Raw genomic sequence first — 12,125 nt, 5'->3', positions numbered from 1 at the left:
TAAAAATGCTGGTCGGCGAGTAACAGGTAAAAAGCGATGCCTCGTAATGTTTTTTTGGGGAGGCAAAGATAACCGAATATAACATTTTTTTTGAAAATGGGTCGATCGGCCTATGAAATAGTTAAATAATTCTGCCATTTTCCCACTGTGGAACTTAAAGAGCAGGATATATTTACGCGAATTGGTACTGAGATACGACGTTGCCGAGAGGCAAAAGGATTGTCGTTATCCGACATAGAAGCGGCTACAGGATTGGATCAGAGTAATATTTCTAAATACGAGAAGGGCAAAAAGAAGTTAGGCGTCTACACGCTTTACCGAATAGCCGAGGCCCTGGAGACAACAATAGCAGATCTCACGAAAGCCCTGTATCGCTGAACTATCTTAACTTATCGTGATCTTAGCCCTGCTGCTCTAAGTGTTGTTGTATTCGTTTGAGCCGCTGCTCAAATCCGGCAAAGGTGCTGTTCTGGCTGTTCCTCACCACCGCTATGTGGCTTTCTATACATTTGCGGACATCCTTAATTACTGTCGCATCGTCCAGCTTAATTTCCGGCGGGAGCGTCTTGCCAGAAAAGTATTCTTCCCATTCTTGTGCTGTCATCTCTGTCGTCGTGTTTCGACAAATATAGCCTATATTCGCCCTTTCCCAAATCACACATGGACATAGTTTTAGACATAAGTGTAAAAAAACATTGTAGAAGCCGCTATGCTACAGCGTTTTGGTATTTACAATTAAAATTACGACATTTACAATAAAACAAGTAATAACTTGGAAAAATATCCAACACGAACCAAAAATGCCGCTGACAGGTTTTTGATGCTCATCAAGACCAAGGGCCCCCTGTCTGCTGCCGAACTGGCTGGTGAATTGGGTATCACCACGGAAGGCGCCCGTCTGCAGCTGGTAAAGCTGGCAGAAGAGGGCTTGTTGCAGTTTGAAAGTATCTCTAAAGGCGTAGGCCGCCCTATGCAGATATGGAGCCTGACCCCGCTTGGCAATGCCCGCTTCCCGGACAGCCATACCGAACTCACGGTAGACATTATCCAGACCATTAAAACGGTATTGGGGCCGGAAGCATTGGCCAATGTCATTCTCGCACGTGAAAAGAACCAGCAGGATAAATATAATACCGCCCTGGCAGGCGTTACCGGCATCGAAAACAGGCTGACTGCCTTTGCGGCCATCCGCACCGGTGAAGGATACCTGGCGGAATGGCGGAAAGAAGGGGATATCTTCCTCTTCATCGAAAACCACTGCCCGATCTGTTGCGCGGCCGCTACCTGCGACAATATCTGTACCTCAGAGATGAACACCTTCATCAGCGTCATCGGCGAAGAAGTACAGGTGACACGCCTGGACCATATCATCAATGGCGCCCGCCGCTGTGTTTACAAAATCATCCCTAACACAGTCCCTGCCGTTTAATGTCCCCGGCAGTTACCTTCTTATATCCAATCATTTGTTATTTGATGATTAGCACCAGTGTGCCCGAAATAATCAACAGGGCCCCGATCGCCGTTTTCCAGGTAATCGCCTCGTGCAGGAAAACCGCCGCCAGGATAATGGTCAACGCCACGCTCAGCTTGTCTACCGGCGCCACCTGCGACACTTTGCCCATCTGCAACGCTTTAAAATAAAATATCCAGGAAAAGCCGGTCGCCAGCCCCGACAATACCAGGAACACCAGCGTATGCCGCGTGAGCGTCACCCCTTTATATTCTCCTCTCGCCAGCACAATACCCCACGCGACCAGCAAAATAATAATGGTACGGATACCCGTGGCCAGATTGGAAGGCACGTCCGCCACGCCGATCTTGGCGAAAATCGCTGTCAACGCAGCAAAAGCGGCCGATAACAAAGCATATATCCACCACATGAGCAATATGAATTACAAATGATGAGCAAAGAACGATTGCCTATACTTTAAGACCTAATATCTTCAGCGTCCGGGCCTGCCCGTCCAGAACAGCCACATCGGGGAGATGCGCCCACTCCGTAAAACCCTTGGCGGCAAACAACTTCAGACTGGGAACATTGTGTGCGAAAATAAAGCCCAGCAATGTGTGTATCGCATACTGCGGCGCCACATCGATGGCATGCTGCAGCACTGCCTTGCCGTACCCCTTGCCACGGGCGCTTTCTGCCAGGTAAATGCTCACCTCCACCGTGCCGTCATATGCCGGCCGGCCATAAAAAGAGGAAAAACTGATCCAGCCCACCAGCACTGCGCCATCATATACCATCCACAAAGGACGGCGCTCCGGATCGTGCGCCCGGAACCACGCCTGCCGGCTCTCTACCGTCACCGGCGAAGTGTCGGCCGTCACCATCCTGCCGGCTATGGTGCTGTTATAAATGCCGACAATCTGTGGTAAATCTTCCGGGACCGCATCCCGGTACTGCAAATGCATCATATGTCTGATAAAAAGAATTATTGCCAGATAGTTTCCCGGTCGTATTCCCGGCGAAGTAAACTGTACAGGTCCGCATCCACAAACTGTCCCTTTTCAAAGAAAGCATCGCGCAGCATCCCTTCATGGCGGAAGCCAAGCCGCCCCAGCAAACGGGACGACGCGGCATTCAACGGGTCCACAAACGCCTCCACCCGGTTGAACTGCAGCTCCTGGTATACAAACTTCAGCGCCAGCGGAACCGCTTCGGTCATAATGCCCTTGCCCCAGTATGCCGGCTGCAGATCGTATCCCAGCTCTATCTTATAATGCGTTTTGTTCCAGTGATGAAAACCACAGGTGCCGATGAGTTCATCTTTATCTTTAAAAGTGATGGCCCAGCGCATTCCTTCCTGTTTTTCCCAACGTTCACGGAAAAACGTAATGATCTGGGTCGCTTCTGTAATATTGGAAAAGGCGTCGATGTCCATGTACCGGGTCACTTCTTCATTGGAAAAGAGGGAGAACAAAGCAGCGGTATCTTTTTCTGTAATCGGACGGAGCACCAGCTGTGCTGTACTTAGGATGGGTTGTTGCATGATACGGTGCCTGTTTTAGGTTGCTGCAAAACTAAACCAATTTGAAAATTTTTAAATTTTAAAATTTTCAAATTTTCAAATCGGATGTTTTAATCCCGCTTTAATGCCTGCCAAAGGAAACATTCCTACTTTTGCATAGATCATAGTACAATAATACCTCAAGTATGAAAATATTGGTTGTAGAAGACGAATCCAAAGTAGGCGCCTTTATTAAAAGAGGACTGGAAGAACATCATCACCAGGTGGACGTATACACGGACGGCCTCCGGGGCCAGCAGGCCGCACTGGAACAGGACTATGACCTGATCATACTCGACATCATGCTGCCGGGCATCAACGGTCTCACCATCTGCAAACACCTCCGTACGCGCGACGTCACTGCGCCGGTACTGATGCTCACCGCCCTGAGCGCCACCCATGATATTGTGGATGGCCTCAACGCCGGCGCCGACGATTACCTGGCCAAACCATTTCACTTCTCCGAACTGGTGGCCCGCGTCAACGCCCTGTCGCGCCGTAAGAATAACTTCCAACAGGAAAAAGAAATACTTACGCTGGCCGACCTGCGGCTGGACACAACGTCTAAAACCGCCAGCAGAGAAGGGCAGGAGATTACCCTCACCGCCAAAGAATACGCCCTGCTGGAACTGCTGTTGAAAAATACAGGCAAAGTACTGTCCCGCGCACTCATCTCCGAGGCAGTATGGGGATTGGAATTCGATACCGGCACCAACACTATCGATGTATACGTTAACTATCTCCGTAACAAAATCGAAAAAGGCTTCAGCGGTGAAAAGCTGATCCATACAGTGGTGGGCATGGGCTACGTCATGAAAGTTAAAAGCACCTGGCAGCAATAGCTATGAAAATAAGACACCGTTTATCGCTGCAGTTTACCCTTATCACCGGCATCATTCTTACCGGTGTGTTCATCCTGATATACCTGCTGTCCGCCCAGTATATCCGGAACAGCTTCTATAAACTGCTGCAGGTAAGGGCGCTGGTCACCGCCCAGGTGTACCTCGAAAAAGATGAACTGACCAAAAAGAAATTCATCGAGATAGAAAAAAGCTACCGCCAGAGCATCCCCGATGAATTCAGTAACATCTACGACCAGGAAGATCAACCCGTTTTCCTGGAGAAGATAAAATACAACTGGCCGCTCTCCCTGCTGAATACCATCCGTAAATCCGGTACCTACCGCTTCACTTTCAGGGATAAGTACGGCCTGGGCATGTTTTATCCGGACAACCAGGGCGACTTTGTGGTGATCGTAACAGCCCGCAACAAAGCCGGCGAACAACAGCTGCAGTATCTCGCGCTGATACTGGTCATCATGCTCTGTGTATCCCTGATTGTTACCTTCCTGCTGGGCCAATGGTTTGCCAGCAAAGCGCTGCAGCCTATCCAGAGCATCAACAGGCAGGTGAAAAAAATACGTTCCAACAACCTGCACATGCGGGTGGAACAAGGCCGCAACAAAGATGAGATCGACGAACTGGCCGGTAATTTTAATGAGCTGCTGCAACACCTCGAACAAGCCTTTGAACTGCAGCGTTCCTTCGTGTCCAACGCCTCCCATGAATTAAGGACACCCCTCACCACTATTATCGGCGAGATAGAAGTCACGCTGCACCGGGAGCGCGACAAAGCGGAATACATCACCACGCTGGGTACCGTGCTGGACGAGTCGGAGAAGCTGAAACTGATCACCGACGGGCTTTTACAACTCACCCGGGTAGACGTGATCCTTACCCCCGCCAATACGGAAGAGATACGGCTCGACGAGCTGTTGTGGGAGATACAGGAACACTGGCAATATAAAACGCCGTCCCACCAGGCAGACGTAGTCATGGGCCATCTCCCGGAAGACGCCTCCCGGCTGACTATCCGCGGCAACCGCCCTTTGCTGATGCTGGCATTACAGAACGTTGTCCGCAACGCCTTCAAGTTTTCGTATAACCAACCCGTTAGCCTCCGTCTGAGCTGCGATGCCAACTGCCTCGTTATCTCCGTCAGCGATAAAGGCATCGGCATCGCTCCCGACGAACTGGATAAAATATTCCTCCCGCTGTACCGTGCCGGTAACGCCTATACGTTTTCAGGCTACGGCATCGGTTTGGCCATGGCCCAGCGCATCTTTCAGCTCCACCAGGCTACCATCACCGTCAGCAGCGTACCGGGAGAAGGCACCACCTTTAACATCTTTTTTCCCGCAGCCGGTAAAATCTAATTTGGTTTTAACATCGTTCTAATGAGTGCCTAATAGCCCGTCGTCATCTTTGCAACGAAAATTAAAGTTGTATGACGATCAGACTAGCATTACAAGCCTTCCCTGTACTGATGGGCGTCCTATGGAGCTGCTGCGTACATGCGCAGCCGTTGGATACCCTCAAACTTACGCTGCCGGCTGCCGAAACGCAGCTTCTTCAGAAAAATATCCCGCTGCTGGCGCAGAAATTCAATATCGATGCAGCCAAAGCAGCAGTGATCACCGCCCGCCTGTGGGACAATCCGCAGGTAACCGTTGAAAATGTACTGTATAACCATACCACCAAAAAGTGGTTCGACTTCTCCTACGAAGGACAAAACACACTGCAGGTAGAGCAGCTGTTCAAGATCGCCGGCCAGCGCAACAAAGCGGTGAAGCTGGCCCAAAGCAGCGTACGGATGACAGAATACCAGTTCTTCGACCTGCTGCGTACCCTCCGTTTTTCCCTGCACGATAACTTTTACGACCTCTACTACAAACAGCAGTCCCTCCAAACTTTCAGCCGCCAGATCGCTTTCCTGCGCCAGATCGTCAAGGTCTTCGAACAGCAGAAGGCCATGGGCAATATTGCACCCAAAGAGATCATCCGTATCAGGTCCCTGCTGTACGACCTGCAGCACGACGCGCTGGAGCTGGAAAAAGATATTCAGCAGACACAGTCCGACCTGGCGCTGCTGATACGTGTGCCTGCTACTGTCAGCATTCAGCCGCAGCTGCCTGACCCGGTGCCGCAGCTGTCTGCAGGCACACTGTCTTATCAGACCTTGCTGGATACCGCCAAAGCCAACCGCTACGATCTTAAAATAGCGCAGGAGAACGTGCAGTACAACCATATGAACCTTCGCCTGCAACGGTCTCTCGCCGTACCAGATGTGCAGTTGGGCTTCTCCTATGATAAACAGGGCAACTTCGAAAGAAATTACAATGGTCTTAACCTCTCTATGCCGCTGCCTTTCTTTAACCGCAACCAGGGCAATATTAAAATGGCGAAAGCTGAACTGGAAAACAGCAAAATTCAGCTCAACGGCACAGAGGACCAGCTGGAGCATGATGTTATGAACAGCCTGCAGCAGGCGCTGAAAACGGAAAAGCTGCTGCAGGAGTTCGATCCCGGCTTCGAGGAAGAATATACTACCATGATGCACGAAGTAGAAAAAAATTATGGGCTGCATCATCTCGGACTACTGGAGTTCATAGACCTGTATGATGCCTATCGCAGCAACGTGCTCAAAATGAATGAACTCAAATACAACCGACTCAATGCGCTGGAGCAAATCAATTTCGCTACCGGGGCTTCCATCTTCCACCTTTGATCAAATTACACCAGCATCATGCAAAACATTAAGAAGCTTTATATACCTGCAGCTGTTTTTATTATCACCATTCAGGGCATTATCCTCACCGGCTGCGGCAGCAAAACGGCACCAGAACAGACAAGCCGATGGGCGCTCAGTGATTCGCTGCTTCGCACGCTGGTGGTGGATACTGCCACCACCGCCTCCGCCGATAACGAAATGCTGCTGACCGGAAAAATCAGTGAAAACGAAGACAAGACTGCCCGCATTTTCCCAATGGTCAGCGGTATCGTCAGCGAAGTGAAAGTACATTCCGGCGATTTTGTACAGAAGGGGCAGGTCCTTGCCGTGATCAAAAGTCCTGAAATGGCGGGGTTTACCGCCGATCAACGTATAACCGCCAGCGATATGGCGACTGCCAAACGCAACATGGAAGTAGCGGAGTCTTTCTACAAAAGCGGGCTGAACTCGCAGAAGGACTACGAAGAGGCCAAAAGCAACTATGACAAGGCAGTAGCGGCCTACAACAAATCCAGCGCCGTACTGGAAATTAACGGCGGCGCGCATCAGACCAGCTACATGGTGAAAGCGCCGGTACCGGGGTTCGTGATCAGCAAGCGGGCAGCTGAAAGCATGCAATGGCGGCCGGACAATACAGACCCCATTTTTGTGGTGGCCGATCTCAAAGACGTATGGGCCATGATCAATGTTTTTGAATCTGATATTTCCGGTATCCGCGAAGGCGATCCGGTAGAGATGTCTACCTTGTCCTATCCCGATAAAACTTTTACCGGCAGAATAGACAAAATCTATAATGTACTGGACCCGGAGACCAAGGTGATGAAAGCCAGGGTGATTGTAGACAATCCCGGCTTTTTCCTGAAGCCGGAAATGTTTGTACGGGCCAAAGCCAAACGCCACGTGGATTCCAATATGGTGAGCATCCCTTCCCGCGGTATTATTTTCGACCATGACAAATACTATGTGCTGGTGCTGACTACAGCCAAACCGGGTGTGGCCATCCGCGAAATACAAATCGCCAAAACAGTGGATAACCGTACGTATATCGCCTCCGGGTTAAAAGAAGGGGAGCGCATCATCGCCTCCCGCCAGGTATTCATTTATGACACACTGAGCGATCAGCAGTAAACCCTAAAGGCCAGCATTATGAACAGATTCATTAAGCAGCTACTTGCTTTTTCCCTGAAGAACAAATATTTCATCTTTTTTGCCGCGGGCATTCTGGCCGTGGCGGGCTATGTCAGCTTCAAGCAGATAGGCGTGGACGCTTTCCCGGACGTGACCAATACCACCGTGACCATCATCACCCAGTGGCAGGGCCGCAGCGCGGAAGAAGTAGAGAAATTTGTGACCCGCCCCATTGAAATAGCCATGAACAGGGCGCAGAAAAAAACGCATATCCGTTCGTCATCCCTGTTTGGACTGTCCGTTGTGAAGGTGATCTTCGACGATGAGGTGGACGATACCTTTGCCCGACAGCAGATAAATAACAATATCGCTTCCGCAGGACTGCCGGATGGTGTGGAGCCGGAGATCCAGCCCCCTTACGGGCCTACCGGCGAGATTTACCGTTACACGCTGGAGAGCAGCAAACTTAATATCGAACAGCTGAAAACGCTGCAGGACTGGGTGGTGGAGCGTAATCTGCTGGCCGTGCCTGGCGTGGCGGACATCGTAAGCTTCGGTGGCGAAGTTAAAATTTACCAGGTGACCATGAACCCGGACAAGGCTGTACAGTACGATATTACCGCACAGGAGATGTTTCAGGCGCTCTCCAAAAGCAATATCAACGTAGGCGGCGATGTGATCGTCAAAAACGCCCAGGCATATGTTGTGCGCGGCATTGGTGTGCTGAACAACGTTGAGGAGATTAAAAACGTGATCGTAGATCACATCGGCGGCACGCCTATCCTGGTGAAGGACGTTGCGGACGTGTCCATCGCCGCATTGCCCCGTCTGGGGCAGGTGGGCCGCGACCGCGATCATGATGTGGTGGAAGGGATCGTGGTAATGCGCAAGGGAGAAAACCCTGCCAATGTGATCGTAGCGCTGAAGGAAAAAATAGAAACGCTGAATACCCGCATTCTGCCGGAGGATGTGAAGATTAAGACCTTCTATAACCGGGAAGACCTCATCGACTTCTCCACGCATACGGTGCTCCACAATATGATCGAAGGCATCATCTTCGTGACGGTGATCGTCTTCATTTTTATGGCTGACTGGCGGACTACCATTATTGTTTCCGTAGTGATACCGTTGTCATTGCTGTTTGCTTTCATCTGCCTCAAACTGAAAGGGATGAGCGCCAACCTGCTGTCGATGGGGGCCATTGACTTTGGGATCATTATAGACGGCGCTGTGGTGATGATGGAAGGGATCTTTGTGATGCTGGACAGAAAGGCGCACCAGGTGGGCATGGAGCGGTTCAACCGCCAGAGCAAGCTGGGCATGATCCGGAAAGCCTGTATGGAAAACGGTAAAGGTATTTTCTTTGCCAAACTGATCATCATCACCGGTTTACTGCCCATTTTTACTTTTGAGAAAGTGGAAGGGAAGATGTTCTCCCCGCTGGCATGGACACTGGGCTTTGCGTTGTTAGGCGCGCTGATACTGACATTTACCCTGGTGCCAGCCATGGCGAGCGTGTTATTGCGTAAGAATGTGAAGGAGAAACATAATTTCTTCCTTGACTTTATACACCGTGCTACTTCGCGCATTTTTAACTATACGTTTCATCACCGCCGTGTGGTATTTACCTTTTCCATTGTGGTGCTGGTGGTGGGCCTGTATTGCTTCCGTTTCCTGGGAACGGAGTTCCTGCCGCAGCTCAATGAAGGCGCGATCTACATCCGGGCGACAGGGCCGCTGAGCACTTCCCTGGAGGAGTCGGTCAGGGTGGCCAATGAAATGCGCAGGAAAATCCTGACCTTCCCGGAGGTGAGGCAGGTGATGTCGCAGACGGGCCGTCCCAACGACGGTACTGATGCCACGGGCTTCTACAACATAGAGTTTCACGTGGACATCTATCCGCAGGACCAGTGGAAGAGCGGGATCTCCAAAGAAGCGCTCATTCACCGGATGAATGCGAAGCTGGACGGTACGCCCGGCGTAACACTCAATTTTTCCCAGCCCATCATGGACAATGTGGAGGAGGCGGTGTCGGGAGTGAAAGGATCTATTGTGGTGAAGCTTTTTGGCGATGATTTTAAGACCGTAGAGAAACACGAGGAGCAGATAGAAAAAATCCTGAAAACCGTCAGGGGCATTGAGGACCTGGGCATCCTGCGCAATATTGGCCAGCCGGAGTTGCGCATCAACCTGGACCAACAGAAGATGGCGCTTTATGGCGTTACAACGGAAGACGCCAATTCAGTGATTGAAATGGCGATCGGCGGTAAAGCGGCCACTAAAATTTATGAAGGGGAGAAGAATTTTGACCTGCGTATCCGTTACCCGGAGAACTTCCGGGAGAATGAGGTGGCCATCGGGAACCTGACGATCCCTACTTTGCGGGGCAACAAGATCCCGCTGAAGGAGATTGCCGATATCAGTCATATTGTGGGGCCCAGTATGATTTACCGGGACAAGCACCAGCGTTACGGTGCGATCAAGTTTTCAGTCCGTGGCCGTGATCTGGGCAGTACCATTGCGGAAGCGCGGGAGAAGGTAAATGAACAGGTGGCGTTGCCGAAGAACTACTTCCTGGAGTGGGCGGGCGATTTCGAGAACCAGCAACGCGCCACCCACCGGTTGACGCAGGTGGTGCCTATCAGCCTGTTGCTGATTTTCCTGTTTCTCTTTATTCTCTTCGGACGGATGAAAGACGCTTTGCTGGTGCTTAACAATGTACCTTTTGCTATTATCGGCGGTATTTTTTCGTTGTGGCTGACCGGTATCAATTTCAGTATTTCCGCCGGTATCGGGTTTATTGCATTGTTTGGTATCTGTGTGCAGAACGGGGTGATCCTGCTGACGAAGTTCAAAACGAATATCCGGAGTATCCATCCCTACTCCGATGCGTCGCTGGCGGAGGCCATCAGGGACGGGGTGGAGTCGCGGATACGGCCTGTGATCATGACGGCGATGATGGCGGCTATCGGGTTGCTGCCTGCTGCAATGAGTCATGGTATCGGGGCCGAAACGGCGCGGCCGCTGGCCCGTGTGGTGATTGGCGGTTTGATCACCGATACGTTGTTCAACCTGTTTATCTTCCCGATTGTGTTTTACTGGGTATATCGCAGGATGTTAAGGAAAGCAGCAGCGTAGCAGTTGAGTTGGTTGTTTTATAAATGAGAAAAGCCGCGGAGCATTGGTCTTCCGCGGCTTTTTAGTATTTATTTTTTTTCGGGCGATGCAGGGCTCTCTGAGATATCGTTCACACCGGGCTGGCCTTTTTGTTCGGCTATCTGGTTCACTTTCTTAGTTTTTTCTTCCTGTTCGTCTCCCAGGAGGATGGCCCACGGGTTCATATAGTCCACGCTCTCGCATACAATTTTAATGATGGCGATGATGGGGATGGCGAGGAACATGCCGGGTATGCCCCATAACATATTACCCATGACTACGCCAACGATGGTCACCAGCGCGTTGATTTTCACTTTGGAGCCTACGATGCGGGGCAGGAGCACGTTGCTGTCCAGCAGGTGGATCAGGAAGAGCGCGATGCCTACCTGTAACGCTGATATAGGCGTGCCCGTAGTCAGCGTGACCAGCATGCTGATGATGAGGGCGGTAAAAATGCCGATATAGGGGATGATGTTAAAGATAGCGGCCATAACGCCGAGCAGTATGGCGTATTTGATGCCGAGTATCAGGAATACGGCGGTGTTTAGAAAGGCTACTACCACCATTTCTATCATCAGGCCGCCGACATAGCTTTTGATGATGAAGCGGGTGCGGGCGAGGACGTCCAGCAGGGTGTCGCGGTGTTTTTCCTGGAAGAGCCTGACGAGAAAAGTCACCAGCAGCTTACGGTAAAACAGCATGAAGAAAGAATACAGCAGTACAAACACCACAAACACGATCAGGGAAGACAGGGAGAGGAAGGTTTGGCTGATGAAGCTGGTAGCTGTGCCGAGTGTTCCCAGTGCTGCTTTTTGCAGGTAGCTGAGCTGGGCGTTGGAACTGATATGGAACCGGTGGTCGATCCATTCCTGCAGGGAGGTGACGGTGTCCAGCAGCTTTCTTTCCAGCTGGGGGAAGTCCGCGATGAAGGCCTGCATCTGGGTGCCCATCAGGAGCATGATCAACAGGATGACGATGATAAACAGCAGTACTGCGACGGCAGCGGCCAATCCCCGGGGAAATTTGCGTTTTTCCAGGAAGTAGGTTACCGGCAGCAGCATGATGGAGATGAGAAACGCAAACAGCAGCGGGATGATGATGCTGCTGGCCATATGGGCGATGTATACCAGTAAAATAAGCGATAACAGGGTAAACGTAAGCCTCGCATTAAAAGGGAGCTTAAACTCGGTCATGGATTTGCTTTTAGTCAAATTTATTAAAAATCATATGTTTTTGCATGTAAAATTATCTAATGCCGGA

General features: G+C 50.9%; 12 protein-coding genes. 7 read left to right on the top strand and 5 right to left on the bottom strand.

The window, feature by feature from the left end; genetic code table 11:
• Nucleotides 1-147 precede the first annotated feature (147 nt).
• Nucleotides 148-378 carry a helix-turn-helix domain-containing protein gene (locus tag B5D63_RS35795; RefSeq protein WP_078670531.1) on the top strand — a complete coding sequence of 77 codons (231 nt, stop codon included), beginning with the start codon at nt 148-150 and terminating at the stop codon, nt 376-378.
• Between the two features lie 22 nt (nt 379-400).
• Here the strand turns inward: B5D63_RS35795 and B5D63_RS19545 are convergent, their stop codons facing one another.
• Nucleotides 401-604, bottom strand: coding sequence for a DUF6965 family protein (locus tag B5D63_RS19545; protein WP_078670530.1), 204 nt, complete (start codon nt 602-604; stop codon nt 401-403).
• Nucleotides 605-772: 168 nt separating this feature from the next.
• On the opposite strand from B5D63_RS19545, the gene B5D63_RS19540 reads away from it, so the two are divergent.
• The gene (locus tag B5D63_RS19540; RefSeq protein ID WP_078670529.1) at nt 773-1,429 is read left to right on the top strand and encodes a helix-turn-helix transcriptional regulator; all 657 of its coding nucleotides are present in this window, start codon (nt 773-775) and stop codon (nt 1,427-1,429) included.
• A gap of 37 nt (nt 1,430-1,466) precedes the next feature.
• Here the strand turns inward: B5D63_RS19540 and B5D63_RS19535 are convergent, their stop codons facing one another.
• The 3 genes from B5D63_RS19535 to B5D63_RS19525 are packed head-to-tail and all read right to left on the bottom strand — an operon-like array spanning nt 1,467 to nt 2,993.
• The gene (locus tag B5D63_RS19535; protein ID WP_078670528.1) at nt 1,467-1,880 is read right to left on the bottom strand and encodes an EamA family transporter; all 414 of its coding nucleotides are present in this window, start codon (nt 1,878-1,880) and stop codon (nt 1,467-1,469) included.
• Between the two features lie 40 nt (nt 1,881-1,920).
• Nucleotides 1,921-2,418, bottom strand: coding sequence for a GNAT family N-acetyltransferase (locus tag B5D63_RS19530; protein ID WP_143312995.1), 498 nt, complete (start codon nt 2,416-2,418; stop codon nt 1,921-1,923).
• A gap of 17 nt (nt 2,419-2,435) precedes the next feature.
• Entirely contained in the window at nt 2,436-2,993 is a 558-nt protein-coding gene (locus tag B5D63_RS19525) for a GNAT family N-acetyltransferase (protein ID WP_078670527.1), read from the bottom strand.
• Nucleotides 2,994-3,157: 164 nt separating this feature from the next.
• Between B5D63_RS19525 and B5D63_RS19520 the strand changes: the two genes are divergently transcribed.
• From B5D63_RS19520 to B5D63_RS19500, 5 genes are all read left to right on the top strand, one after another.
• Nucleotides 3,158-3,853: a response regulator transcription factor gene (locus B5D63_RS19520; RefSeq protein ID WP_078670526.1), complete on the top strand. Its 696-nt coding sequence runs from the start codon at nt 3,158-3,160 to the stop codon at nt 3,851-3,853.
• 2 nt (nt 3,854-3,855) lie between these two features.
• The gene (locus B5D63_RS19515) at nt 3,856-5,226 is read left to right on the top strand and encodes a sensor histidine kinase (RefSeq protein ID WP_078670525.1); all 1,371 of its coding nucleotides are present in this window, start codon (nt 3,856-3,858) and stop codon (nt 5,224-5,226) included.
• 71 nt (nt 5,227-5,297) lie between these two features.
• The gene (locus tag B5D63_RS19510; RefSeq protein ID WP_078670524.1) at nt 5,298-6,578 is read left to right on the top strand and encodes a TolC family protein; all 1,281 of its coding nucleotides are present in this window, start codon (nt 5,298-5,300) and stop codon (nt 6,576-6,578) included.
• 18 nt (nt 6,579-6,596) lie between these two features.
• Nucleotides 6,597-7,709, top strand: coding sequence for an efflux RND transporter periplasmic adaptor subunit (locus B5D63_RS19505; RefSeq protein WP_078670523.1), 1,113 nt, complete (start codon nt 6,597-6,599; stop codon nt 7,707-7,709).
• A gap of 18 nt (nt 7,710-7,727) precedes the next feature.
• Nucleotides 7,728-10,847 (top strand): efflux RND transporter permease subunit, encoded by a 3,120-nt coding sequence (locus tag B5D63_RS19500; RefSeq protein WP_078670522.1) that lies wholly within the window; start codon nt 7,728-7,730, stop codon nt 10,845-10,847.
• A 68-nt stretch (nt 10,848-10,915) separates the two neighbouring features.
• On the opposite strand, the gene B5D63_RS19495 is transcribed toward B5D63_RS19500, so the two are convergent.
• Nucleotides 10,916-12,058 carry an AI-2E family transporter gene (locus B5D63_RS19495; protein WP_143312994.1) on the bottom strand — a complete coding sequence of 381 codons (1,143 nt, stop codon included), beginning with the start codon at nt 12,056-12,058 and terminating at the stop codon, nt 10,916-10,918.
• Between the last annotated feature and the right edge of the window lie 67 nt (nt 12,059-12,125).

The organism is Chitinophaga eiseniae (assembly GCF_900167135.1).
In the GTDB taxonomy this organism is placed as follows: domain Bacteria; phylum Bacteroidota; class Bacteroidia; order Chitinophagales; family Chitinophagaceae; genus Chitinophaga; species Chitinophaga eiseniae.
Note: the sequence above shows the minus strand (reverse complement) of the source record. Positions and strands in the feature narration are given on the sequence as shown.

Bases quoted from the DNA above. Each gene is read 5' to 3' on its own strand.
- B5D63_RS19545 (WP_078670530.1), bottom strand. From the start codon at position 604: ATGACAGCACAAGAATGGGAAGAATACTTTTCTGGCAAGACGCTCCCG.
- B5D63_RS19535 (WP_078670528.1), bottom strand. From the start codon at position 1,880: ATGTGGTGGATATATGCTTTGTTATCGGCCGCTTTTGCTGCGTTGACA.
- B5D63_RS19530 (WP_143312995.1), bottom strand. From the start codon at position 2,418: ATGATGCATTTGCAGTACCGGGATGCGGTCCCGGAAGATTTACCACAG.
- B5D63_RS19525 (WP_078670527.1), bottom strand. From the start codon at position 2,993: ATGCAACAACCCATCCTAAGTACAGCACAGCTGGTGCTCCGTCCGATT.
- B5D63_RS19520 (WP_078670526.1), top strand. From the start codon at position 3,158: ATGAAAATATTGGTTGTAGAAGACGAATCCAAAGTAGGCGCCTTTATT.
- B5D63_RS19515 (WP_078670525.1), top strand. From the start codon at position 3,856: ATGAAAATAAGACACCGTTTATCGCTGCAGTTTACCCTTATCACCGGC.
- B5D63_RS19510 (WP_078670524.1), top strand. From the start codon at position 5,298: ATGACGATCAGACTAGCATTACAAGCCTTCCCTGTACTGATGGGCGTC.
- B5D63_RS19505 (WP_078670523.1), top strand. From the start codon at position 6,597: ATGCAAAACATTAAGAAGCTTTATATACCTGCAGCTGTTTTTATTATC.
- B5D63_RS19500 (WP_078670522.1), top strand. From the start codon at position 7,728: ATGAACAGATTCATTAAGCAGCTACTTGCTTTTTCCCTGAAGAACAAA.
- B5D63_RS19495 (WP_143312994.1), bottom strand. From the start codon at position 12,058: ATGACCGAGTTTAAGCTCCCTTTTAATGCGAGGCTTACGTTTACCCTG.